The organism is Streptomyces sp. AMJ-169, assembly GCF_055597585.1.
On sequence record NZ_JBVLTJ010000008.1, the window covers coordinates 77,864 to 101,050 of the forward strand.

Annotated in this window: 19 protein-coding genes; 11 read left to right on the forward strand and 8 right to left on the reverse strand. The window is 72.2% G+C overall.

From position 1 onward, the window contains the following. Positions 1 to 23 precede the first annotated feature (23 nt). Positions 24 to 848, forward strand: coding sequence for an SDR family NAD(P)-dependent oxidoreductase (locus ACYUD3_RS21020; protein WP_470972092.1), 825 nt, complete (start codon positions 24 to 26; stop codon positions 846 to 848). Between the two features lie 49 nt (positions 849 to 897). On the opposite strand, the gene ACYUD3_RS21025 is transcribed toward ACYUD3_RS21020, so the two are convergent. Further along, complete coding sequence (locus ACYUD3_RS21025) at positions 898 to 1,659, reverse strand: SDR family NAD(P)-dependent oxidoreductase (protein ID WP_470972094.1); 762 nt, start codon at positions 1,657 to 1,659, stop codon at positions 898 to 900. Next, positions 1,656 to 3,188: an acyl-CoA synthetase gene (locus ACYUD3_RS21030; RefSeq protein WP_470972095.1), complete on the reverse strand. Its 1,533-nt coding sequence runs from the start codon at positions 3,186 to 3,188 to the stop codon at positions 1,656 to 1,658. The genes ACYUD3_RS21025 and ACYUD3_RS21030 overlap by 4 nt, the downstream gene beginning before the upstream one ends. A 149-nt stretch (positions 3,189 to 3,337) precedes the next feature. Between ACYUD3_RS21030 and ACYUD3_RS21035 the strand changes: the two genes are divergently transcribed. From ACYUD3_RS21035 to ACYUD3_RS21055, 5 genes are all read left to right on the forward strand, one after another. Next, positions 3,338 to 4,189, forward strand: coding sequence for an enoyl-CoA hydratase/isomerase family protein (locus ACYUD3_RS21035; RefSeq protein ID WP_470972097.1), 852 nt, complete (start codon positions 3,338 to 3,340; stop codon positions 4,187 to 4,189). Beyond that, positions 4,186 to 5,244 carry an alcohol dehydrogenase catalytic domain-containing protein gene (locus tag ACYUD3_RS21040; RefSeq protein ID WP_470972099.1) on the forward strand — a complete coding sequence of 353 codons (1,059 nt, stop codon included), beginning with the start codon at positions 4,186 to 4,188 and terminating at the stop codon, positions 5,242 to 5,244. The genes ACYUD3_RS21035 and ACYUD3_RS21040 overlap by 4 nt, the downstream gene beginning before the upstream one ends. A gap of 1 nt (position 5,245) precedes the next feature. Further along, on the forward strand, positions 5,246 to 6,400 hold the full coding sequence (locus ACYUD3_RS21045; RefSeq protein ID WP_470972100.1) for an acyl-CoA dehydrogenase family protein: 1,155 nt from the start codon (positions 5,246 to 5,248) through the stop codon (positions 6,398 to 6,400). A gap of 43 nt (positions 6,401 to 6,443) precedes the next feature. Next, positions 6,444 to 8,441 carry an alpha-ketoacid dehydrogenase subunit alpha/beta gene (locus ACYUD3_RS21050; protein WP_470972102.1) on the forward strand — a complete coding sequence of 666 codons (1,998 nt, stop codon included), beginning with the start codon at positions 6,444 to 6,446 and terminating at the stop codon, positions 8,439 to 8,441. Between the two features lie 66 nt (positions 8,442 to 8,507). Next, complete coding sequence (locus tag ACYUD3_RS21055; protein WP_470972103.1) at positions 8,508 to 9,203, forward strand: TetR/AcrR family transcriptional regulator; 696 nt, start codon at positions 8,508 to 8,510, stop codon at positions 9,201 to 9,203. A gap of 44 nt (positions 9,204 to 9,247) precedes the next feature. Here the strand turns inward: ACYUD3_RS21055 and ACYUD3_RS21060 are convergent, their stop codons facing one another. Together ACYUD3_RS21060 and ACYUD3_RS21065 are read right to left on the reverse strand one after the other, a co-directional pair. Further along, entirely contained in the window at positions 9,248 to 10,294 is a 1,047-nt protein-coding gene (locus ACYUD3_RS21060; RefSeq protein WP_470972105.1) for a cyclase family protein, read from the reverse strand. After that, complete coding sequence (locus tag ACYUD3_RS21065; protein WP_470972106.1) at positions 10,291 to 11,940, reverse strand: flavin-containing monooxygenase; 1,650 nt, start codon at positions 11,938 to 11,940, stop codon at positions 10,291 to 10,293. Before ACYUD3_RS21065 ends, ACYUD3_RS21060 begins: the two co-directional genes overlap by 4 nt. Before the next feature lie 212 nt (positions 11,941 to 12,152). Between ACYUD3_RS21065 and ACYUD3_RS21070 the strand changes: the two genes are divergently transcribed. The 3 genes from ACYUD3_RS21070 (at position 12,153) to ACYUD3_RS21080 (ending at position 14,442) form a co-directional block, all read left to right on the forward strand. Continuing rightward, positions 12,153 to 12,893, forward strand: a complete 741-nt coding sequence (locus tag ACYUD3_RS21070) for an SDR family oxidoreductase (RefSeq protein ID WP_470972108.1) — start codon at positions 12,153 to 12,155, stop codon at positions 12,891 to 12,893. A 152-nt stretch (positions 12,894 to 13,045) separates the two neighbouring features. Next, positions 13,046 to 14,233, forward strand: coding sequence for an NAD(P)/FAD-dependent oxidoreductase (locus ACYUD3_RS21075; RefSeq protein ID WP_470972110.1), 1,188 nt, complete (start codon positions 13,046 to 13,048; stop codon positions 14,231 to 14,233). A gap of 14 nt (positions 14,234 to 14,247) precedes the next feature. Further along, positions 14,248 to 14,442: a ferredoxin gene (locus ACYUD3_RS21080; protein ID WP_470972112.1), complete on the forward strand. Its 195-nt coding sequence runs from the start codon at positions 14,248 to 14,250 to the stop codon at positions 14,440 to 14,442. 57 nt (positions 14,443 to 14,499) lie between these two features. Here the strand turns inward: ACYUD3_RS21080 and ACYUD3_RS21085 are convergent, their stop codons facing one another. Both ACYUD3_RS21085 and ACYUD3_RS21090 read right to left on the reverse strand, forming a co-directional pair. After that, entirely contained in the window at positions 14,500 to 16,098 is a 1,599-nt protein-coding gene (locus ACYUD3_RS21085) for a hypothetical protein (protein WP_470972114.1), read from the reverse strand. Next, a complete protein-coding gene (locus ACYUD3_RS21090) occupies positions 16,095 to 17,945 on the reverse strand; it encodes a flavin-containing monooxygenase (RefSeq protein WP_470972116.1) in 1,851 nt (616 codons plus the stop codon). The genes ACYUD3_RS21085 and ACYUD3_RS21090 overlap by 4 nt, the downstream gene beginning before the upstream one ends. A 124-nt stretch (positions 17,946 to 18,069) precedes the next feature. Here ACYUD3_RS21090 and ACYUD3_RS21095 point away from each other — a divergent pair, with 124 nt between their 5' ends. Next, positions 18,070 to 19,311, forward strand: coding sequence for a cytochrome P450 (locus ACYUD3_RS21095; protein ID WP_470972118.1), 1,242 nt, complete (start codon positions 18,070 to 18,072; stop codon positions 19,309 to 19,311). Between the two features lie 35 nt (positions 19,312 to 19,346). Further along, positions 19,347 to 20,285 carry an SDR family NAD(P)-dependent oxidoreductase gene (locus ACYUD3_RS21100; protein ID WP_470972120.1) on the forward strand — a complete coding sequence of 313 codons (939 nt, stop codon included), beginning with the start codon at positions 19,347 to 19,349 and terminating at the stop codon, positions 20,283 to 20,285. A 52-nt stretch (positions 20,286 to 20,337) separates the two neighbouring features. On the opposite strand, the gene ACYUD3_RS21105 is transcribed toward ACYUD3_RS21100, so the two are convergent. Together ACYUD3_RS21105 and ACYUD3_RS21110 are read right to left on the reverse strand one after the other, a co-directional pair. Further along, on the reverse strand, positions 20,338 to 21,660 hold the full coding sequence (locus ACYUD3_RS21105; protein ID WP_470972121.1) for a lipase family protein: 1,323 nt from the start codon (positions 21,658 to 21,660) through the stop codon (positions 20,338 to 20,340). A gap of 177 nt (positions 21,661 to 21,837) precedes the next feature. After that, the gene (locus ACYUD3_RS21110; protein ID WP_470972123.1) at positions 21,838 to 23,073 is read right to left on the reverse strand and encodes an epoxide hydrolase family protein; all 1,236 of its coding nucleotides are present in this window, start codon (positions 23,071 to 23,073) and stop codon (positions 21,838 to 21,840) included. Between the last annotated feature and the right edge of the window lie 114 nt (positions 23,074 to 23,187).

The window sequence follows — 23,187 nt, forward strand, 5'->3', positions numbered from 1 at the left end:
CGGCGGTGAGTGAGGAGCACGACATGACCGCAGTGGGGATCGTCACCGGCGCCGGGCGCGGAACGGGGGAGGCCTGCGCGAGGCATCTGGCGGCCATGGTCGACGTCCTGCTCCTCACCGACCGCAGCCCCCAGGCGGCCGAGGCGGTCGCGCGGGACCTGTCCGGACGGCACGGCGACACCCTCGTCGAACCGCTCACCACGGACGTCACCGACCCGCGCGACCTCGCGCTGCTCGCCGAGCGCGTGAAGGGGCACGGCACCCTGCGCGCCGTCGCGCACGCCGAGAACGTGCCGCCCGAGCACGCCGACTGGCGCCGGATCCTCGGCACCGACTACGTCTCGGGCGCCCTCCTCACCGAGGCGCTGCGCCCGCTGGCGGCCACCGGGACCGCCTTCGTGTACCTGGCCTCGGTCTCCTCGGAGATCGCCCACATCGACCCCGACCCCCGGGTCGTGGCCGTCCTCGACACCCCGCTGGAGGGCGACTTCCTCGACCGGGTCCGCGCCGCGATCGGCCCGGCCGTCGAGGACCCCGCGTGGGCGTACCCGTGGGCCGCCTACGCCGTCCACCGCTTCACCCGCGCCGAGGCGGTCCGGCTCGGTCCGGTGGGCGCCCGCGCCTGCTCCGTCTCGGCCGGCGCCCTCGACACCCCGGAGACCCGCACCGAGGCGGCCCGCTACGCGGCCGTGCGCGGGCTCATCGAGCGCACCCCGCTGGGCCGCACCGGCCGCTACGAGGAGGTCGCCGCGGTCGCCGCGTTCCTCCTCTCGGACGGCGCCAGCTTCGTCAGCGGGGTCGACATCGTCGTCGACGGCGGGCTCTGCGCGGCGGTCGAGGAGGAGTGAGCCGCCGGACGCGGCGGACGGGAACCCCGTCCGCCGCGTCCGTATGCCCTCACCAGGCCGTCCAGCCCCCGTCCACGGTCACCGTCGTCCCGGTCATGTACCGCGACGCGTCCGACGCGAGGAACACCGCCGCGCCCCCCAGCTCATGCGCCTCCCCGACCCGCCCCATCGGCGTGCGCCCCACGATCCGCTCGCCCCACCGGCTGTCCAGCAGCCCCGAGCTGAGATCGGTGCGGAAGTAGCCGGGCGCCAGGGAGTTGACCCGCACCCCGCGCTCCGCCCACTCCACGGCGAGCGACTTCGTGAGCGCCTCCACCCCGCCCTTGCTGGCGGCGTACGCGGCGATCCGCTCGAAACCGGCGCCGGCGTGCACCGACGACACGTTCACGATCGAACCCGACCCCTGCGCCAGCATGACGAGCCCCGCCTCACGGCAGCAGTAGAAGGTGCCCGCCAGATTCACGTCGAGCACCTGCCGCCAGTCCCCGTCGCTCACCTGCTCGCTCCGGATGAAATGCGGACTCACCCCGGCGCAGTTGACCACCGCGTCCAGCCGCCCCGCCCACTCGGTGATCCGCCCGACCACCTCGCGCACGGCACCCGAGTCGGCCACCGAACCGGGCACCACCAGCGACTTGCCGCCGTGCCCGGCGAGTTCGGCGGCCAACCCCTCCAGGTCGGCGGCCGTCCGCGCGGTCAGCGCCAGATCCGCGCCGGCCCGCGACAGCGCCACCGCCATGGCCCGCCCGAGCCCCTTCCCCGCCCCGGTCACCCACACCGTCTTCCCGTCAAGACGCAGCTCGTCCGTCATGCCCCCACCTCCAGGGGAAACGCGCGCAGGCTGCGTTTGAGGACCTTCCCCGAAGGGGTGCGCGGGAGTTCGGCGACGACGTCGAAGCGGGCCGGCACCTTGAACTTGGCCAGCCGCGCCCGGCAGAACTCCGCCAGCTCCTCGGTGCCCGCCGCCGCACCGGGCCGCAGCACCACGAAGGCGCGCGGCACCTCGCCCCAGCGGGGGTGGGCGAGCCCGACCACCGCCGCCTCCAGCACCGCCGGGTGCTCGTACAGGACGCGCTCCACCTCGGGCGTGGCGATGTTCTCGCCGCCGGAGACGATCATGTCCTTCTTGCGGTCGTCGACGTAGAGGAAGCCGTCCTCGTCGAGGTGGCCGATGTCCCCGGTGTGGAACCAGCCGTCCTTCAGCGCCGCCGCCGTCGCCTGCTCGTCGCGCCAGTAGCCGGGGAAGACCTTCGGGCCGCGCAGGGCGATCTCGCCGAGCGCGCCGGGCGGCAGCTCGCGGCCGTCGTCGCCGACGATCCTGACCCGGGTGTGCGGCACGGGACGGCCCACCGAGCCCAGCTTCGACAGACAGTGCTCGCGGTCGAGGAAGGTGTCGCCGGAGACGGTCTCGGTCAGGCCGTAGGCGTCCGCGAACCAGGCCGAGGGGAACGCGGTCATGACCCGCCGCAGCACCGGCTCCGGGGTCTTCTCGCCGCCGCCCAGCACGAACCGGACGCTGGAGGTGTCGTACCGCTCCCGGCCCGGGACCTCCAGCACGGAGCTGACCATCGCGGGGGCCAGCCACAGGTTCGTGACCCGCTGCTCCCCGATCGCCTCCAGAGCGGCCCGGGCGTCGAACCGGCGCTGGAGGACCACCTTCCCGCCCGCGTACAGCACCCCGAGGGCCGGCATGTCCAGGCCGCCCACGTGGTACAGCGGACCGCACACCAGCGTGGTGTCCTCGGCGGTCAGCCCGAAGTGGACGATGTGCGCGGCGTTCTTCGCCCGCACGTTCCCGTGGGTGAGACAGACGCCCTTGGGGCGGGACGTCGTCCCCGAGGTGTACATCAGCCGTTGCAGGTCGCCCGGCAGCACGTCCGCCGGCTCCACCTCGGCGCCCTGATGCCGGGCCACCAGGTCCTCGTAGCCGCTCCAGCCGGGGGCGGCGTCCGTCACGCAGATCCGGTGCTCCAGGTTCTTCAGCACGCCGGCTATCCCGTCCACCCCGGGGACGAACTCCGGCTCCGCCACGATCACCTTCGCCCGGGAGTGGTCCAGGATGTACTGCCACTCGTCCCGCGCCAGCCGGTGGTTCAGCGGCAGCAGCACCGCGCCGATCCGGCTGACGGCGAACACCAGCTCCAGGAACTGCGGCCGGTTGTGCAGCAGCAGCCCGACGACATCCCCCCGGCCTATCCCGGCCGAGGCCAGCCCGGCCGCCAACTCATTGACCCTCCTGTGAAGTTGACGCATCGTCACACTGTGCTCGCCCTGTACGACGGCCACGGCTGCGGGCCGCTGGATCGAGTGGTAATCGAGGATGCTCGCGAGATTGTCCACGGCGGCTCTCTTCGTCGATGAACTTCGTTGTTCCGACCGGTCGGTTGCCCGCTACAGAGTTTTCCTGTACCCATTGGTCTATAAAACCGGTAGCGGCACTGTACGGCGCTCCGCCGCCACCGACAACCACAGCCGAGAAGGGAGTCGCTGTGTCACGTGTCCACAGAGAGGTCCAGGGGGCCGTCGTCGTGCTCAGGCTGGCGAATCCGCCGCTGAACGCCTTCGACTCCGCCCTGCGCCGGGAGCTCGCGGCAGCCGCGCGCGAGCTGGCCGACGCGCCGGACGTGCGCGCCGTGGTGCTGCACGGCGGGGAGCGGCTGTTCGCGGCCGGGGCCGACATCAAGGCGCTCGCCGCGATGGGCCCCGAGCAGATCCGCGGCTGGAACCGCGCCCTCCAGCGCACGTTCGACGAGGTCGCCCGGCTGCCGATGCCGGTCGTGGCGGCGGTCACCGGGTACGCGCTCGGCGGCGGCCTGGAGCTGGCGCTGTGCGCCGACTACCGGGTCGCCGCCGAGGACGCCCGGCTCGGGCAGCCCGAGGTGCGGCTCGGCATCGTCCCGGGCTCCGGCGGCACCCAGCGGCTGACGCGGCTGCTCGGTCCCGCCCGCGCCAAGAACCTGCTGATGACCGGCCGCACGGTCGGGGCGCAGGAGGCGCTGCGGATCGGGCTCGTCGACGAGGTCGTACCGGCCGGGCGGGTGCTGGAATCCGCACTCGGCTACGCGCGGGAGCTGGCGCGGGGGCCGGCCGCCGCGCTGGAGGCGGTCAAGGAGGCCGTCGACCACGGCGGCGACGGCGCGCTGTCCGCCGGGCTCGCCCTGGAGCGGGCGCTGTTCACGGGGGTCTTCGGGACGGCGGACGCGGCGGCCGGACTGCGGTCGTTCATCGAACACGGGCCCGGCAAAGCGACGTTCGGCGATGGCCGTGAGCAAGTCGGCGCCGGCCATGAGGAGTTCCGCGCCGACCCCGGCGCCGATCAGCGACAAGAGGGGCACGCATGAAGGCACTGCGCTGGCACGGCGCCCGGGATCTGCGCCTGGACGAGGTGCCCGAACCACCGCCACCCCGGCCGCACGAGGCGGTCGTGGAGGTCTCCTGGTGCGGGATCTGCGGCACCGACCTGCACGAGTTCCTCGAAGGCCCGCATCTGATCCGCACCGGACCGCACCCCTTCACCGGGGCGAAGCCGCCGCTGGCCCTCGGGCACGAGCTGAGCGGGACCGTGCTCGCCCTCGGCGCCGAGGTGCCCGGGATCGCGGTCGGCGACCGGGTGACCGCCGACCCGGTCTGGCACTGCGGCACCTGCCGCTGGTGCCTGCGCGGCGAGTACCACATCTGCCCCCTCAGCGGCTCCGTCGGCCTCGCCTCCGCCGGCGCGTTCGCCGAGCAGGTCACCGTCCCGCTGGCCGGGCTGACCCGCCTCCCCGACAACGTCAGCGACGAGATGGCCGCCCTGGCCGAACCCCTCGCCGTCGGCCTGCACGCGGTGACCCGCGCCGGCGTCGCACCCGGCGACAACGTCCTGGTCGTCGGCGGCGGCCCGATCGGCTTCGCCGTCGTCCTCGCCGCCCAGCTCGCCGGCGCCGCGGGGCTCTACGTGAGCGAACCGCTGAAGGAGCGCCGGGAGAAACTGCTCGCCCTCGGCGTCACCGAGGCGTTCGACCCGGGGACGACGGACGTACGGCGCGAGGTGTTCCTGCGCACCGGGCGGGTCGGGCCCGACGCCGTCATCGACGCGACCGGGGCCGCCGCGCTCGCCGGACAGGCCGTCGCCACCGTACGGCGCGGCGGCAAGGTCGTCCTCGCGGGCGTCGGGCACGGCGACGTGGAAGTCGACATGGGACAGCTCGTCTTCTACGAACGGTCCTTGATCGGCACCCTCGGCTACAACTTCGACATCCCCCGGGTCATCGCCCTGATGAGCACCGGCCGTCTGGACGCCGCCCCGCTGCTGACCGGCCGGGCCGCCCTGGACGAGGGCCCCGCCCGCTTCGCCGACCTGGCCCGCGACCGGGCCGCCCACCTCAAGGTTCTGCTGACCCCGAAGGGACTGTGACATGGACTTCGACCTGCCGGAAGAGACCCAGGACCTCCAGCAGATGGTCCGGGAGTTCGCGGCCCGCGAGATCACCCCGCACGCCGCCGGATGGTCCGAACGCGAGGAGTTCCCCACCCACGTCTTCACCAAGCTCGGCGAACTCGGCCTGATGGGCATGCTCGTGCCCGAGGAGTACGGCGGGGCGGGCTCCGACATGGTGTCCTACGTGGCCGTGATGGAGGAACTCGGCGCCGCCGACCAGTCCGTCGCCTCCACCTGGAACGCCCACTCCACCATCGCCACCCTGCCGCTGCTCGCCTACGGAACCGAGGAGCAGAAACAGCGCTGGCTCGCGCCGCTCGCCCGGGGCGAGGCGCTCGGCGCGTTCGGGCTGACCGAGCCGGGCGCGGGATCCGACGCCGCCGGCATCACCACCACCGCCCGCCGCACCGGCAAGGGCTGGGTGATCAACGGCACCAAGATGTTCATCACCAACGCCGGCACCGACATCAGCCAGGGCGTCACCCTCCTCGCCGTCACCGGGGCCGACGACGACGGCCGCAAGAGGTTCGCGACGTTCTACGTGCCGACCGACACCCCCGGCTACACCGTCGGCCGCAAGCTCAAGAAGCTCGGCTGGCACGCCATGGACACCCGCGAACTCGTCTTCACCGACTGCCTCGTGCCCGACGACCACCTCATCGGCACCGAGGGCGGCGGCCTGCGCCAGTTCCTGTCCGTCCTCGACAAGGGCCGCATCAGCGTCGCCGCGCTCAGCATGTCGCTCGCCAAAGCCGCCCTCGCCCTCGGCGTCCAACATGCCAGGGAACGCGAGCAGTTCGGGCGCCCCCTCGCCGACTTCCAGGCCGTCGCCCACAAGATCGCCGACATGGGCACCGAGTTCGAGGCCGCCCGCTGGATGGTCTACCGCGCGGCCTGGCTCGCCGACCAGGGCCGCCCGCACGCCACGGAGTCGGCGATGGCCAAGCTGTACGCCTCCGAGGTCGCCAACCGGGCCGCCTCGCAGTCGGTGCAGATCCACGGCGGGTACGGGTTCATGCGCGAGTCGGAGATCTCCCGCTTCTACGCCGACGCCAAGATCCTGGAGATCGGCGAGGGGACGAGCGAGATCCAGCGCAACGTCATCGCCCGGGACCTGGTCCGCAAGGCCTGACCCGGCCCGCAGCCCCCGCCACCAGCATCAGAGGACGACACACATGACCGCGGCACCACAGATCACCGGCGTGGCACCCACCCACGCGGACCGGCTCCTGGAGATGTACCGCAGGATGAGCCGCATCCGCCGCTTCGAGCAGCGCGCGTCGGAGCTGTACAAGGCCACCGAGATCCCCGGCTTCCTGCACCTGTCGATCGGCCAGGAGGCCTCCGCCGTCGGCGCCTGCTGGCCGCTGCGCGCCACCGACGTGATCACCTCCACCCACCGCGGCCACGGCCACGTCCTGGCCAAGGGCCTCGACCTGGCGCCGATGATGGCGGAGCTGATGGGCAAGGACGCCGGGACCTGCCACGGCCGCGGCGGCTCCATGCACATCGCCGACCCCGGCCTCGGCATCTTCGGCGCCAACGGCATCGTCGGCGCCGGCCTGCCCATCGCCGCAGGCGCCGCCACCGCCGCGAAACTGCGGGCGGCCGGTGACGTGGTGGTGGCGTTCTTCGGCGACGGGGCCGTCGCCCAGGGCATGTTCCACGAGGCCGTCAACCTGGCCGCCGTATGGGACCTGCCCGTCGTCTTCCTCTGCGAGAACAACCACTACTCCGAGTTCTCCCCGGCCGCCGAACAGCACCGCGCGCCCCTCAAGGCGCGCGCCGCCGGGTACGGGATCGGGTACGCGCACGCCGACGGCAACGACGTGCTCGCCGTGGCCGGGCTGATGGACGACGTCGTCGAACGGCTGCGGAACGGCGGCGGCCCGGTGCTGGTGGAGGCCGAGACCTACCGCTGGCACGGCCACTACGAGGGGGACCCGGAGCGCTACCGGCCGGCGGAGGAGGTCGCCGCCGCCAAGGAGCGCGACCCGCTCCTCGTGGCCCGCCGGCACCTCGCGGCGGCCGGGGTGGACGCGGCCGCGGCCGACGCGGTGGACGCCGAGGCCGACCAGGAGGTCACGGCGGCCGTGGCATGGGCGCGCACCCTGCCCGAGCCGGCCCCCGAGACCCTGCACGACTTCGTCGGCGCCCCGCGCCCCGCGCTCCCCGAACCGGCCCCGCTCCCCGCCGCCGCCGAGATCTTCCGCTCGATGGACGCCGTACGCCTCGCCCTGGAACACGAACTCGCCGCCGATCCTTCGGTGTTCGTGGCCGGGATCGACGTCGGCGCGGGCGGCAACGTCTTCGGGCTCACCCGGGGGCTCGCGCAGGCGTTCCCCGGGCGGGTGCGGGACACCCCGATCAGCGAGAGCGCGATCCTCGGCACGGCGGTGGGCGCCGCGATGGCCGGGATGAAGCCGGTCGTCGAGATCATGTACATGGACTTCATCGGCGTCTGCCTCGACATGCTGCTCAACCAGGCCGCGAAACTCCGCTTCATGACCGGCGGACGTGCCTCGATGCCGCTGGTCGTGCGCACCCAGTTCGGCGCGGGCCGCTCCTCCGGCAGCCAGCACTCGCAGAGCCTGGAGGCGATCCTGGCGCACATCCCCGGACTGACCGTGGTCATGCCGTCGAACCCGGCCGACACCTACGGAATGCTGCGCGCGGCGATCCAGGACCCCAACCCGGTCGTGTTCGTCGAGAACCGCCTCCAGTACGGCCTCAAGGGCCCCCGCCCCCCGGCCGGCCACCTCGTCCCGCTGGGCCGCGCCAAAGTCGTCCGCGAAGGCACCGACGTCACCGTCGTCTCCTGGTCCCGCATGGTCCACGACTGCCTCACGGCCGCCGGTCTGCTGGCCGCCGAGGGCGTCAGCGTCGAGGTGATCGACCTGCGGACGATCGCCCCGCTGGACCGTGAGACCGTCCTCGCCTCCCTCGCCAAGACCAACCGGCTCGTCATCGCCCATGAGGCGGTACGGGACTTCGGCGTCGGCGCCGAACTCGCCGCGCTCGCCGTCGACGAGGGGTTCTGGCACCTCGACGCCCCCGTCACCCGCGTCGCCCCGCCCGCGACCCCGGCCCCCTACGCGCCGTCCCTGGAGCGGGCGTGGCTGCCGAGCGCGGAGACGATCGCGGCGACGCTGCGGAGGATCGCGGCGGTCTGAGCGGCACGGCTCTGGGGAGCGCGGCCCGGGAAACCGCCGCTCACCTGCCCCTTAGACTGCGGAACCATGGCGAGACCACCAGGGCACGGACCGGGCTACGAGATCAAGCGGCAGGAGATCATCGACCAGGCGGCGGCGCTGTTCGCCGCGAAAGGCTACGCCGCCACCGGGATCGCGGAGGTGGGCGAGGCCGCCGGACTCGCGCGCGGCGCGCTCTACTACTACATCGGGTCCAAGGAACAGCTCCTGGTCGAGATCCAGGACCGCGTCATGGCCCCGATGCTCGCCGGCGTGCACCGCATCGCCGCCCTGGACCAGGATCCCCTGCTCAGACTGCGGATGCTGTCCCAGACGCTCCTGGAGAACATCCTCGCCCGCCTCGACCACATCTGGGTCTACGAGCACGACTACCGCAGCCTGCGAGGCGCCCACCGCGAGCGGCTGCTGGCCCAGCGCGCGGAGTTCGAGGAGATCGTGCGGCGGCTGCTGGTCGCGGCCATGGAGGACGGCTCCTTCCGCCCCCTCGACCCGCGCCTGGCCACCCTCCAGTTCCTCAACCTGCACAACCACACCTACCAGTGGATCGACCCGGCCGGCGAGTGGGACGCGAGCCGGCTCTCCCGCGAGTACTGCGCGACCCTCTTCCAGGGCTTCGCCGCCCCCGGCCGCGTCTTCACCGACCTGGAGGACCGGGTCGCCGCACTGGTCGCCCTGCGCCGGACGGCCGTACCCGAACCGGTCCACCCCGCGCACGGCACATGACGATGCCCCGGAGACGATCTCCGGGGCATCGCCGTGCGCCAGGGTCAGACCGTCGCCACCGGAGTGAGCGGACTGCCTTGTGTGCCCGGCAGGTTGAGCGGCGGCGCCGTCAGCAGGAAGCGGCTGCGGCCGTGTTCGCGCAGCCATGCGGCGAGGTCGTGGAGGTACCACAACTCGCCCAGCGGGACGCCGAGTTTGAACAGGCACAGGTGGTGGATGGGCAGCAGGGTGTGGGGGCCCTGCGCCTGCGTGACGCCCACGCCCTCGACGGCGTAGTTGTCGGAGATCAGCGCCGAGATCTGGCTGTCGGCGATCCACTGGAGCAGGTCGGGGTCGTCGGCGTCCAGATAGGCGGCCGTCTGGTGGATGGCCACCGGGTCGGGGTTCTTGTTCCAGGCGAGGACCTGCGTGGCGAAGCCGGTGTGCAGCAGCAGCATGTCGCCGGGTTCGACGGTGACGTCGTCGGCGGCCATGATCTCTTTGAGCTGCCTCAGGTTCACCGACTGGTAGCCGGTGCCGAGGTGGTGGGCGATGTCGATCAGGACGCCGCGGCCCTGGACGCCGTGTTCGGCCATGTGCTCCAGGCCCAGGTGGCGGGCGTGGCTCTTGCTGCCGCTGCCGTCGCCCTTGACGTCGTCCTGAGGGCCGACGAGGTCGGTGCCGGGGCGGTAGCCGTTGTAGTAGACGGGCTCGGCGGTGCCGTCGGCGTCGGCGTCGAACTCCGCGCCCTGGTGGGCCAGGGAGTCCCACTGGGTGGAGTACTGGAGCCAGAGGGTGACCACGTCGTCGGACCACACGTCGATCAGCGAGGGGTCGATCCGCTCGCGGGCGACGACGTTGTAGAAGACGTCCTGGTTGTGCGCGAGGTCCTCGGTGGGGCGCAGGACGGGCGGGTAGCGGCGCTGGTTCAGGGCGGTGCCGCCGGGGTAGTCGAGCGGCAGGCTCAGGCTGAAGGTGATGCCGTGCTCGACCTCGCGCACGCCCTGGAGGACCTTCTCGGGGGTGAGCAGGTTGATCCGGCCCAGCTCGTCGTCGTCACCGAAGTCGCCCCAGGTCGAGCCGGGCGGACGCTGCTTCCAGCGCTTGGTCATGAGGTCTCCTCGGAGAATGCGAAGGTGGTGAAGCCGGCCGTCTTCACTTCGGCGATCAGTTCCTGGAGCTTCCACCGGCCCGTGGGGTTGAGGAGCTGGCTGACGGCCTTGCCCGGGATGTTGGAGCCGTAGAAGTAGCTGGCCTTCTGGAAGAGGGACAGGTTCTCGCCGCTGTTCATGAGGTCGGTCCACTCGGTCTCGGCGGCCGCCTTGACCTCGATCGCGGCGGCCCCCCGCGCCCGGGCGTGGACGATGGCGGCGTGCGTGAAGTCGGCCTGGTCGCCCGCGTACCGGGGGTTGTTGCCGAGCGCGCCGTGCGGGCCGCCGGGGAAGAAGAAGTTGGGGAAACCGGCCGCCGCGACCCCGAGATAGGTGCGCGGTCCCTGCGCCCAGTGCTTCTCGAGCGCGAGCCCGCCCCGGCCGCGCACCCCGAGCCGGTTGAGGGCCCCGGTGCCGAAGTCGTATCCGGTGCCCCAGACGACGATGTCGTACTCGCGCAGGCCCTGGGAGGTCTCGATGCCGGTCTCGGTGAAGCGGACGATGGGCTCCTCGGGGAGGGAGACCAGGGAGACGGACGGGTTGTTGTACGCCTCGTAGTAGCCGGTGCCGAACGGGGGGCGCCGGGCGCCGTAGCCGCCGTCCTTCGGGATCAGCTTCTCGGCCGTCGCGGGGTCCTCGACGAGGCCGCGGATCTTCGCCGCCATGAAGGCGCACCACTCGGCGTTGATGTCCGGGTCGTACGTCATGTCGCGGTAGTGCTCGGTGAGCTTGGTGAAGCCGGGGCTGTGCCAGATCTTCTCGTAGAACTCCTGGCGCTCCTCGGCTCCGACGTCCTTGCCGCTCACCGGGTTGAGGGTGTGCAGGAAGCCGCTGGGGGAGGTGGCCAGGGTGTCCCTGATCCGCTCGAAGTCGGCCTTCAGGGCGGCCTGTTCGGCGTCCGTGATGGGCCGGTTGTTGAGGGGCGTGACCCAGTCGGCCTTCATCTGGTAGACGGTCAGGTCCGCCACGGCGCCGGCGATGGCGGGCACGACCTGGACGCCGCTGGAGCCGGTCCCGACCAGCGCGACGCGCTTGCCGGTGAAGTCGACGGGCTCCTTGGGCCAGCGGCTGGTGTGGTACTGCGCGCCCCGGAAGTCCTCGCGGCCCTCGATCGCCGGGATGAACGGCACCGACAGGTTGCCGGTCGCGGCGACGACGAAACGGGCGCTGAGCGTCATGCCGTCCGCGGCCGTCACGTCCCACAGGTTCGTGCGCTCGTCGAAGACGGCCGAGGTGACCCGCGCGCCGAAGACGATGTCCTCGCGCAGGCCGAAGCGGTCCACGACGTGGTTGAAGTAGCGCTCGATCTCCGGCTGGCCGGCGTACTGCTCCGACCACTCCCACTCCCGCCACAGCTCCTCGGAGAAGAGGTAGCCGTAGCTGTAGCTCTCGGAGTCGAAGCGGGCCTCGGGGTAGCGGTTCCAGTACCAGACGCCGCCGACCCCGTCGCCCGCCTCCAGCAGCCGCGCCGAGAGACCCGCCTCGCGGGCCAGGTACAGCTGGTAGATGCCGGTCACTCCCGCGCCTATGACCACGACGTCCAGCGGCCCGGCCGGAGCACCGGCCCGGTCGCCCGGCGGTGCCGTCGTCTTCGCCGTCTTGCTCATCTGCCCTCCACAGCGCACCGGGGGCGGCTCTGCCCGCGGGAGCCCGAATCTGTTCTTTCGACCGATCGATCGAATATTGGCGAGACTAGAGCAGGGTCCCGGCTCGATCAATGTCGTCGGGAACATTGATTGTATCGACCGGCTGTTCTAACTTTCCCTCACCGCCCGGTCAGGGGGCGGTCCCGAAGAGCCGTGCGACCCGAGGAGTACCCATGTCACTGCAAGGAAAGGTCGCCGTCGTCACCGGCGGCGCCCGAGGCATCGGAGCGGCCGCCGCGACCGCGCTGGCCGCCCTCGGCGCGGCCGTCGCCGTCTGGGACCTGAACCTGGAGGGCGCGGAGAAGACCGCGACCGCCGTCCAGGAGGCGGGCGGCACGGCCCTCGCGCTGGGCGGTGACGTGTCCGACGCCTCGGCCGTCGCCGCCGCGGCGGCCCGCGGCCGCGCGGAGCTGGGCCCGGTCTCGATCCTCGTCAACAACGCCGGGATCGCCGCCTACCAGCCCTTCACGGAGATCACGGAGGACGCCTGGGACCGCGTGATCGACATCAACCTCAAGGGCCAGTTCCTGGTCGCGCGGGAGCTCGTCCCCGACATGCTGGCGGCCGGCTGGGGCCGGATCGTCAACATCTCCTCGTCGTCCGCGCAGACCGGCGCGCCGGGCATGGCGCACTACGCGGCCTCCAAGGGCGGGGTCATCGGCTTCACCCGGGCGCTGGCCATGGAGTACGTCGGCCAGGGCATCACCGTCAACCACGTGGCGCCCGGCTTCATCGACACCCCGCTGGTGCGGCAGGGGCCGGTGGACATCGACGCCGCCGCGCTGAGCATGCCGATGAAGCGGGCCGGGCTGCCCGAGGACATCGCCGGCGCGATCGCGTACCTGGCCTCCGAGGGGGCGGGGTACGTCACCGGGCAGACCCTCAGCGTCAACGGGGGGCGGTACCTCGTGTGACGTCCCTGGCGGGGCGCGGATTCGCGTCGGCGGGCCTGCACGGTTTATTCTTTCGACCGGTAGGTACAACTTACGACCGCGCCCCACCGCAATCGGAGTGACGTGATGAACAACGACCAGGGACCCGGCTCCAAGACCCCCGGAGCACCGGCGTGAGCGCCCCCGCCCGCCTCCTGGTGATCGGCGCCTCGGCCGCAGGACTGAGCACCGTCGAGGCCGTACGGCGCAAGGGCTACACCGGGGAGATCACCGTCGTCGGCGACGAACCGCACGCCCCCTACGACCGGCCGCCGCTGTCCAAGCAGGTCCTCTCCGGCGCCTGGGACACCGGCCGGGCGGCCCTGCGCACGGACGAGGCCCTCTCCGGCCTCGGCGCCGAGTTCCTGCTCGGCGAGGAGGCCGTGTCCCTCGACCCGGCGACCCGCACCGTGCGCACGGCGTCCGGGCGCGAGCTGTCCGCCGACGCCGTCGTCATCGCGACCGGCGTCCGCGCCCGCGCCCTGCCGGGACAGGACCGGCTCGCCGGCGTGCACGTCCTGCGCTCCCTCGACGACGCCCTCGCCCTCAAGGCCGACCTGCGCCCCGGGGCCCGGCTGGTCGTGGTCGGCGAAGGCGTCCTCGGCTGCGAGAGCGCCGCCACCGCCCGCACCCTCGGCCTGGACGTCACCCTCACCGGCCCGCTCGCCGCCCCGATGGCCCTCCAGGTCGGCCCCGTGGTCTCCGGACTGCTGGCCGACCTGCACCGCGAGCACGGCGTACGGCTGCGGCTCGGCGCCGGCTGCGCCGGGCTGACCGGCGACGACGGCCGGGTCACCGGGGTCGAACTGACCACCGGGGAACGGCTGTCCGCCGACGCCGTGGTCGTCGCCATCGGCGCGATCCCGGCGACCGGATGGCTGGAGGACAGCGGCCTCACCCTCGACAACGGCGTCGTGTGCGACTCCCGCTGCCGCGCCGCCGACGGTGTCTACGCCGTCGGCGACGTCGCCCGCTTCCACCATGAGGGCTACGGCCGCCTGCTGCGCCTGGAGAACCGGACGAACGCCACCGAACAGGCGGCGGCCGTCGCCTCGGCCCTCCTCGGCGAGGACCTGCCCTACACGCCGGTCCCGTACTTCTGGACCGACCAGTTCGACGCGAAGCTCCAGGTGCACGGCGTGCTGCCGGCCGACGCGGACGTCGAGATCGTCGAAGGCGACGTCACCGCCCGCCGGTTCGTCGCCCGCTACACCAGCGGCGGCGCCGTCACCGGCGTCCTCGGCTGGAACATGCCCAAGCAGACCCGCCGGCGCAGCCAGGAGGTCGCCGACGGCCTGCGCACCCCGCTGCCCACCCTCTGACAAGGAGAGACGCCATGAAGATAGTCATCGACGAAGAGAAGTGCTGTGCCGCAGGCCAGTGCGTGGCCGCCGCCCCCGACGTCTTCGACCAGCGCGAGGAGGACGGCATCGTCATCCTCCTGAACCCGGCCCCGGGCCCCGAACTCGCGGACGACGTCCACAACGCGGCAGCGGTGTGCCCGGCGCTCGCGATCCATGTGGAGGGATGAACAGACGCACGAGGGCCGGGACGGACGCGACCGTCCCGGCCCTCGCCGTATGTCAGGTCACTCCCGCAGCTCCCACACGCTCCCCTCCCCGTTCGCCGAGACGAGGAGGGTTCCGTCGGGGGCGACCGCGAGGCCCGCGAACTCGCGGGGGCGGGCGTAGTGGCCGATCCGCGGGTCGGGGTCGGCGCGGACGATCCCGGGCGGCAGGCCGACCGCCAGGTCCTCCGCCTCGACCCGGCTCTCCCCGGTCAGCAGCGAGACCGCCCGCAGCTGCCGCCGCCCGACCTCCACGACGAACAGCTCGTCCCCGCGCACGGCCAGCCCCTGCGGCCCGGCGAGCCCGTCCACCAGGGTCACCGGACCCTCCTCGTCGAGCCGCACCACCGCACCGAGCCGCTCCTCGCTGACGTAACAGCGCCCCTCCGCGTCGAGGACCACGTCCATCGGCTGATCGAGCCCCGCCGCGACCACGCTGAGCGTGTCGGCGCCGTCGACGCGGACGACCCGGCCCGCGCCCGTCTCCGCGACCAGCAGCGAGCCGTCCGGGGCGACCGCGATGCCGGTCGGCCGCTCCAGGCCGCTCGCGCGGACGCGGGTCTCCTTCGACACCGGGTCGTGCGTGCGCACCTCCCCGGTCTGCGCGGTCAGATGCAGCAGCCCGCCGTGCGCGGTGACCCCGTGGACCAGGAACCCCATGAACGCGCGGGTGACGACCTCCCCGCCGGCCGGAGCCAGGCCCGCCAGCCGGAAGTGGTCGGCCGCGTGCAGGGTGCCCCCGAGGTCGACGGTGATGCCGTAGGGGCCGTCGAAACCGTGCGGGACGATCTCCCGGGTGCGGCCGTCCTCGTGCATCTCCACGACCCCGCCGCACGCGAAGCTGGAGACGTACATCCGGTTCTCCGCGTCGAACGCGGCGTTGTCCAGCCCGGAGACACCCGTGGTGACGACCGTGCGCGCGCCCGTGGCGAGGTCGATCCGGGTGACGTACCCGGCCGCGCCCCGCGACAGCACCGTCAGCGTCCCGCCCCGGTCGAACCGCACGGCGACCGGCTCGTGCACCTGGTCCGCCACCAGCTCGGGGGCGCCCCCGTCGACCGGGATCCGCCAGACCTGGCCGGTCATCATGTGCGGGTAGTACAGACAGCCGTCCGGGCCGAGCTGCATGGCGTTGCCGAAGGCGAGGTCGTCGGTGAGGACGACCGGTTCGCCGCCGCCGGGGAACAGTTCGACGAGGAGGCCGTCGCTCCTGACCTCGTTGACGAAGAGCCGGTCGCCGACGCAGGCGATGCCGTTGGGGACCTGGAGCGCGTCGGTGACGAGCGTGAAGCCGCCCTCGGGGCCGCGCCGCCACACCTTGCCCGGGGTCAGGTCGGTGATGTACATCGAACCGTCCGTGCCGAACGCGAGGTCGTCCGGCGCCTGGACGGGCCCGTCCAGCGGGACCACCACGTCCACGTCGCCGGTGCGCACGTCCACGGCGCTGATCTGCCCGGCGAGGTACTGCGCCACGTACAGCCGCCCGTCGGGGCCGAAGGTGATCCCGTTCGAACCCCACAGCCGGTTGGGCGGATTGAGCCGCCGGATGTCCCAACGGCCGCTGCTGGCTTGCCTGTCGTCGTCCGTGCCGGTGGCGTACCGGCTGGATCGCGGGGTCATACGTCCTTCCCGGACCCGGGGTCCTCAGGGCCGCTGCCGGACAGGACCTCGGCCAGACCGCCCTCCGCGCGCCAGCGGCGCAGCAGTTCGTGGAAGGCGACCGGGCCCGCGCCGTACGACGTGCCGCCGCCCGCCGGGGCCGCGCCCTCGCCGTTGTAGTAGCCGGGCGTGCACTCGGCGTAGAACGCGTCGTCCGCCGGCTTCTCCTGGAGCGTCTTCACCCAGGACGCGGCGGACTCGGCGGTGGGCTCGATGCACAGGGACCCCTGCCGGCGGGCGGCGGTGATCACCTCGGCGACGTGGCGGGCCTGTTCGTCGATGACGTGGAGGTAGTTGACGGAGCCGGCGCTCTGGAAAAGGCTCAGGTGGAACAGGTTGGGGAAGCCGGGGCTGTAGAGGCCGTGCAGGCTCTTCGGGCCGTCCGCCCAGGACTCCAGCAGTCCGGTGCCGCCACGGCCGGTCACCTTCAGCTGCCCGGTCATGACCGCGGAGACGCCGACCTCGAAGCCGGTGGCGAAGATGACGCAGTCGACGTCGTAGGCGGTGTCCCCGACGACCACGGCGGTTTCCGTCATGCGGGAGACGCCGTGGGTGTCGGCGGTGTCGACGAGGGTCACGTTCGGGTTGTTGAACGCCTGGAGGTAGGTGTCGCTGAACGTGGGGCGCTTGCACATGTAGCGGTACCAGGGCTTGAGGAGTTCGGCCGTCGCCGGGTCCTCGACGATCCCCTCCACGCGGGCGCGGATCTCGTTCATCTTCTGGAAGTCGGCCAGCTCGGAGACGCGGTCGCGCTCGGCGGGCGGGATGTCGTCGTAGCTGTCGCTCGGGATCAGCTTCTGCTGGAGCAGGGCGGTGCTGGTCCAGCCGTCGGCCACCAGGTCCTCCGCCAGGCGGGCGCCGGTGACCAGGCCGAGGAAGTTGTCCCTGCGCTCCTGGTGCCAGCCGGCGGTGAGGCCGGCCGCCCACGCCCGGTCCGTGGGGCGCTGGCCGCGCACGTCCACCGAGGAGGGGGTGCGCTGGAAGACGTACAGGTGCTGGGCGTCCCGGGCGAGATGGGGGACGACCTGGACGGCGGTGGCGCCGGTGCCGACCAGGGCGACGCGCTTGCCGGCGAGCTTGGTCAGACCGCCGGTCATGTCGCCGCCGGTGTAGCCGTAGTCCCAGCGGCTGGTGTGGAACGTGTGCCCCTTGAAGGTCTCCACCCCGGGGATGCCGGGCAGCTTGGCCCGGTCGAGCAGGCCCAGCGCCACCACCACGAAACGGGCCCGGACGAGATCGCCCCGGTCGGTGTGCACGATCCACTCCGCGCCGTCCTCGTCCCAGGCGAGCCCGGTCACGGCGGTCCGGAAGCAGGCGTCCTCATAGAGACCGAAGTGCCGGCCCACGGCCTGCGCGTGCCGGCGGATCTCGTCACCCGGCGCGTACTTCCACTCCGGTACGTAGCCCAGCTCTTCCAGCAGCGGCATATAGACATACGACTCGATGTCGCAGTGGATGCCGGGATAGCGGTTCCAGTACCAGGTACCGCCGAAATCCCCGCCCTTTTCGATCGTGCGGATCGACTCCAGGCCCGCCTGGCGTAACCGCGCGCCGGCCAGCAGACCGGCGAAACCGCCGCCGATCACCACCGCTTCGACCCGGTCGGTGAGCGGCTCGCGGGGCGGGTCCGGCTCGGCGTACGGGTCCTCGGCGTAATAGCCGAACTCGCCTGTGGTGCCCACGTATTGGGTGTTTCCGTCCGGGCGCAGCCGGCGGTCGCGCTCGGCTCGGTACCGCGCGCGCAGGGCCTGGGGGTCGAAGTCCGCGTCCGAGGATGTCGCCGCGGTTTTTCCTTTTGGTTCTGACATGGCCGCTCTCTCTGTTCGCTGTGTTCGGTCGAGTTCCGCGAATTGATTGTACCGACCGGTCGATGTAACGTCGACATCGAGCACATCGCCGTCCGACGGCGGAGCCACGAAGAGGAGTGCGGACATGGCCGAGAAGACGACCGGCGCCGGTACCACCGAGGAACTGCCGAAATACCCCTCGCCCCGGGCACAGGAATGCCCCTTCGCCCCGCCGCCGGCCCTGCTCGCGCTGCACGGCTCGGGCAAGTCGGTGCGCAAGGTCGAGACCTGGGACGGCAGCACCCCCTGGGTCGCCACCACCCACGCCGCGCAGCGCCAGCTGCTGTCCGACCCCCGGCTCAGCGCGAACATCGGCGCCCCCGGCTACCCGCACACCACCGCGTCGATGAAGGAGCACGCCGCCCACATCCAGCCCTCGATCAACAACACCGACGGGGCCGAGCACCAGCGCTGGCGCCGCATGCTGACCAGCTCCTTCACCCGGCACCGGATGGAGAAGCTGCGCCCGGAGATCCAGCAGATCACCGACGACCTCATCGACCGGATGCTCGCGGGCCCCAACCCCACCGAGCTGAACGAGGCCCTCTCGCTCCCGCTGCCGTCACTGATGATCTGCGCCCTGCTCGGCGTGCCCTACTCCGACCACGACTTCTTCCAGGAGCACGCCGGAGTCACCAACGCCCGCTTCGCGACCGCCGAGGACGCGGCGCGCACGGCCCAGGTGCTGCGCGCGTACATCTCCGGGCTGATCGAGGCCAAGATGGACAACCCCGGCGAGGACGTCCTGTCCGACCTCGGCGAACGCGTCAAGGCCGGCGACCTCTCCATGGAGGAGGCCGCGCCGCTCGGGCACATCCTGCTGGTCGCCGGACACGACACCAGCGCCAACATGATCACCCTGGGCACCGCCGCGCTGCTCCAGAACCCCGACCAGCTCGCGCTGCTGCGGGAGCACGGCGACGACGAGAAGTTCGTCGCGAACGCGGTCGAGGAACTGCTGCGCTACCTGACCATCCCGCACCTGCTCGCCCGGCGCGCGGTCGTCGACGACATCGAGATCGACGGCGAGACCATCCGCGCCGGCGAGGGCGTCATCGCCTCCCTGCCCGCCGCCAACTGGGACCCCGAGGCCTTCCCCGAGCCGGACAAGCTCGACCTCACCCGCAAGGCCTCGCACCACATGTCCTTCAGCTGGGGCCCGCACCAGTGCGTCGGCCAGCAGCTGGCCCGCGTCGAGCTCCACGTCGTCTTCAGCACCCTGTTCCGCCGCATCCCCACCCTGCGGATGGCGGCGGACCTCTCCGAGCTGAACTTCAAGGAGGACTCGCAGGCGTACGGCATCTACGAGCTGCCGGTCGCCTGGTAGCGGGACCGGCACCGGACAGGGTCGAAGGAGACACAGTGACGCCGAAGTACGGATTCGACGGCCGCGCCGCGGTCGTCACCGGCGCCGGGCGCGGCATCGGGCGGGCCTACGCCCTGCTGCTCGCCGGGCTCGGGGCGAAGGTCGTGGTCAACGACCTGGGCGGCACGGCGGAGGGCACCGGCCACGACGCCGGTCCGGCCCGCCGCGTCGTCGCGGAGATCGAGGCGGCCGGGGGCACGGCCGTCGCCCACACCGGGGACGTGTCGAGCGCCGAGGGCGGCGGGGGAGCGGTCGAGGCGGCGCTGGAGGCGTTCGGGCGGATCGACGTCGTCGTCAACAACGCGGGCAACGTACGGTTCGCCGGGCTTCCCGACGTCGACGCCGGCAACCTCGACAGCCACCTCGGCGTCCATGTCCGCGGCGCCTTCCACACCGTGCGGGCGGCCTGGCCGCACATGCTGCGGCAGAACTACGGGCGGATCGTGCACACCGGTTCGATCGGCATGTTCGGGCTGCCCGACAACCTCGGGTACGCCACCGCCAAGTCCGCGATGATCGGGATGGCGCGGAGCATGACCGCCTCGGCGGGGGAGCACGACATCAAGGTCAACGTGATCGCCCCGAACGCCATGACCCGGCTGGGCGGCGGCCCCTCGGAGGGCATGGACCAGCTGCGCGGGCAGGAGCCCGTCGAGCTGGACCTGATGGACCCGGCGCTGGTCGCGCCCATGGTCGCCTACCTCGCCCACGAGACGTGCGACGTCAGCGGCGAGGTCTTCCTGGCCGGCGGGGGACGCTTCGCGCACCTCTTCGTCGGGGTCACCGAGGGCTATCTGCCGGCCGACCCGGCGGCGGTGACGGTCGAGGACATCGCCCGCAACCTGGCCCGCATCAAGGACCCCACCGGCTATTACGTGCCGGCCAGCCTGATGGAGTGCGCGGGCCGCTACATGGGGCATCGCATCGAGGCGTGAGTTTTGACGACCGGGGCCGCTGGGGGTGTGACTCCCGGCGGCCCCTTCGCCGTCACGGCAGGAGCGGCAGGCTCCCGCAGTTCGACCCGGCCGCCTTGCCCGCGAGCCGGTCGGTGAGCCAGCCGATGGCACTGCCCTGGTCGGTGAGGAGCGGGGCGAAGTGGTTGAGGAGCGGGCTTCCCACGCTGGGCAGGACGACGGGCTTGTAGGTGACGGCGCCGCCCGCGCGGCACCAGTCGGCGGCGAGCTGCCGGGCCTGGCCGTGCGGGACGAGGTTGTCGCTGACGCCCGTCGCCAGCCGGACCGGACCCGACGGTTTCAGGGCGCCGATGCGCTGGCTGTCGAGGAACGTCCGCAGCGCGGGCGTGGCCGCGATGATCGAGCTGATCGACGTGCCGTCGGTCGTCCACTTGGTGCTCTTGGTGTAGGCGTAGCGCAGGAGCGCGTCGCCGACGCACATGGTCGACAGGTCGGTCAGGGCGGCTTTGCCCGCCGTGTTGAGGTGGGCCTCGGCCAGCGGCTTCAGCGCCGGGTCGGACTGGAGGAAGCCGTTGAGCGACCAGCCCAGCGCGCCCGCCAGTTCACTGCCGTCGATGGCCTTCGTGACCGAGGCCAGATCGGCGGGCGGGGCGCCCGCGTAGGTGCCGGAGAGGGTGACGTCAGGGGCGTAGGCGGCCTGGAGCTCGGCGGCGGCAGCGGTCGCCCCGCCGCCCTGGCTGTAGCCGAACAGCCCGACCGGGGAGGTACCGGTGACGGAGGACCCGGCGAGCGAACGGGCGGCGCGTACGGCGTCCAGGACCGCGTGCCCTTCGTCGACGCGGTTGACGTAGGTGTGCAGCCGGTCGGTCGCGCCGAGTCCGACGTAGTCCGTGACGACCACCGCGACGCCCTTCGCCAGCAGCCGGTAGATCGCCAGGTTCTCGTAACCGACCGACACCGTCTGCCCGTTGACGGCCAAGGGGTGTTCGAGGCCGAGAGAGGCGGCGCACTGGTCGCCCTGCCCCATCGTGCCGGGCGCCAGCGCCACCAGCGGGCGCGGACCGCCGGCCCGCCAGGCGGCGGAGGGTTCGATGTAGGCGCCGGTGACGGCGACCGGCTGCCCGTTGGAGTCCGTCGACTTGTACATCAGCCGGGTCGCGGTGCCGGGCAGCGGACCGTTCGGGCCGGGGAGGCTGAGGGCGAGCGGGAGGGGCTCGCTGCGGATCAACGTGCCGTTCGCCGTGGGGAGTTGGGCGGGCGGGTTGTAGAACGCGGGGATGGTGACGCCTCGGGAGACGACTTCGCCGGCCGCGGTGGCGGTAGCGGCGAGGGCCTGGGTGCCGAGGCAGGCGGCAGCGGTGAGGGCTGCCGCGAGGAGCCGTCTGCGTGGGGGCATGGCGAACCTCCTGGGGTGCGGCTTGGGGAGCGCGCGTGGGCGCGGCCGTCCCACGGGCCGGCCCACGTCGCTGGGGTTCGCCAGAACCTTACGTACGAGTAAGTTACTTGGGGTAGCGTGCTGCTGATTACGGTTTGGTAATGCGACAGCCGTGCGGACCGCGAGCGGGTAATGGGCTCAGGGCCTGCGGCCCCGGAAAGTGCGGCGCAGGTCGTCCACCCAGGCCTCGGGGTTCTCCCACGGGATGAAGTGGCCGCCGTGGTCATGGGCGTTGACGTTGACGTGGTTGAACCAGGCGGCCTGCGGGCCCGACGTGAAGAACTCGACGCGCTCCTCGGCGGTGTGCACGCCGGGCGCGTTCTCGTAGGTGACGAACGTCAGGCCGACCGGCGCCTCCACAGCCGGGGTGCGGTCGTGGGACGGGGTCCAGGGGTAGCGGTTGGCGTTGGCGTAGTAACGCATCGACGTCGCGATGGAGTTGTTCACCCAGTAGATCGTCGCGTGGGTCAGCAGATCGTCCTTCGTGAAGACCGACTCGACGTCACCGCCGTTGTCGCTCCACGAGGTCCAGCGCTCCAGCAGCCACGCCAGCAGGCCGGCGGGGGAGTCGCTCAGGCCGTGCGCCAGGGTCGCGCCGTCCAGCATGTGTACGTTCAGGTGGGCCGCGAAGTGGCGGTCCTGCTCGATGATGCGGGCGCGGATCTCGGCGGGCTGGTCCTCGGTCAGCGGCCGGTTGCGGGCGAAGTCCCAGGCGCGGTCGCCGTTGAAGAAGTTCAGCGGCAGACCGGAGCCGATGTGCACGCCGTACAGCTCATCGGCGTACTTGTGGGCGAGCTGGCTGGTGACGATGCCGCCGATGTCGCAGCCGCCCGCCGCGTACTTCTCGTACCCCAGCGTCTCCGTCATCAGCGTGTGCCACAGGTCGGACACCTTCCAGAAGTTGACGTCCGGGAAGCCGGTGAGCGGGCCGGGGAAGCCGAAGCCGGGCAGGGAGGGGACGATCACGTCGAAGGCGTCGGCCGCGTCGCCGCCGTGCGCGGCCGGGTCGGCGAGCGCGTCGACCACCTTCGACCAGTGCCAGAACGTCCAGGGCCAGCCGTGCGTGAGGATCAGCGGGACCGGGTGCGGGCCGGTGCCGGGCTTGCGCATGAAGTGCACGGGGACGCCGGCGACGCTCACCTCGTAGTGCTCGTACCGGTTGATCGCGGCCTCGGCCTTGCGCCAGTCGTACCCGTCCCGCCAGTACGCGACCAGCTCCCGCAGATAACTCGCCGGGACACCGTACGACCAGTCCTCGTTCCCCTCGTCCAACGGCGGCCGGGTCAGCGCCAGCCGGGCCTGAAGACCGGCCAACGCCTCGTCCGGGACATGGATCGGGGTGGGGTCGAGAGGGAAGGGGGTGGGGGTGCTCATCGTGGGGTCCTTAACTGGGGGGTCCGGTACGGGAGTTGCTCGTCCAGCCAATCACAGGGGGTGCTGCGACGTGCCTCGTAGCGAATCGCGCGGACCTGACACTCGCCGGACAGA

What these genes read in the sequence shown, in the direction of transcription:
- ACYUD3_RS21020 (WP_470972092.1), top strand. Translation starts at nt 24, where the DNA reads ATGACCGCAGTGGGGATCGTCACCGGCGCCGGGCGCGGAACGGGGGAG.
- ACYUD3_RS21025 (WP_470972094.1), bottom strand. Translation starts at nt 1,659, where the DNA reads ATGACGGACGAGCTGCGTCTTGACGGGAAGACGGTGTGGGTGACCGGG.
- ACYUD3_RS21040 (WP_470972099.1), top strand. Translation starts at nt 4,186, where the DNA reads ATGAAGGCACTGCGCTGGCACGGCGCCCGGGATCTGCGCCTGGACGAG.
- ACYUD3_RS21045 (WP_470972100.1), top strand. Translation starts at nt 5,246, where the DNA reads ATGGACTTCGACCTGCCGGAAGAGACCCAGGACCTCCAGCAGATGGTC.
- ACYUD3_RS21050 (WP_470972102.1), top strand. Translation starts at nt 6,444, where the DNA reads ATGACCGCGGCACCACAGATCACCGGCGTGGCACCCACCCACGCGGAC.
- ACYUD3_RS21055 (WP_470972103.1), top strand. Translation starts at nt 8,508, where the DNA reads ATGGCGAGACCACCAGGGCACGGACCGGGCTACGAGATCAAGCGGCAG.
- ACYUD3_RS21060 (WP_470972105.1), bottom strand. Translation starts at nt 10,294, where the DNA reads ATGACCAAGCGCTGGAAGCAGCGTCCGCCCGGCTCGACCTGGGGCGAC.
- ACYUD3_RS21065 (WP_470972106.1), bottom strand. Translation starts at nt 11,940, where the DNA reads ATGAGCAAGACGGCGAAGACGACGGCACCGCCGGGCGACCGGGCCGGT.
- ACYUD3_RS21070 (WP_470972108.1), top strand. Translation starts at nt 12,153, where the DNA reads ATGTCACTGCAAGGAAAGGTCGCCGTCGTCACCGGCGGCGCCCGAGGC.
- ACYUD3_RS21080 (WP_470972112.1), top strand. Translation starts at nt 14,248, where the DNA reads ATGAAGATAGTCATCGACGAAGAGAAGTGCTGTGCCGCAGGCCAGTGC.
- ACYUD3_RS21085 (WP_470972114.1), bottom strand. Translation starts at nt 16,098, where the DNA reads ATGACCCCGCGATCCAGCCGGTACGCCACCGGCACGGACGACGACAGG.
- ACYUD3_RS21090 (WP_470972116.1), bottom strand. Translation starts at nt 17,945, where the DNA reads ATGTCAGAACCAAAAGGAAAAACCGCGGCGACATCCTCGGACGCGGAC.
- ACYUD3_RS21095 (WP_470972118.1), top strand. Translation starts at nt 18,070, where the DNA reads ATGGCCGAGAAGACGACCGGCGCCGGTACCACCGAGGAACTGCCGAAA.
- ACYUD3_RS21105 (WP_470972121.1), bottom strand. Translation starts at nt 21,660, where the DNA reads ATGCCCCCACGCAGACGGCTCCTCGCGGCAGCCCTCACCGCTGCCGCC.
- ACYUD3_RS21110 (WP_470972123.1), bottom strand. Translation starts at nt 23,073, where the DNA reads ATGAGCACCCCCACCCCCTTCCCTCTCGACCCCACCCCGATCCATGTC.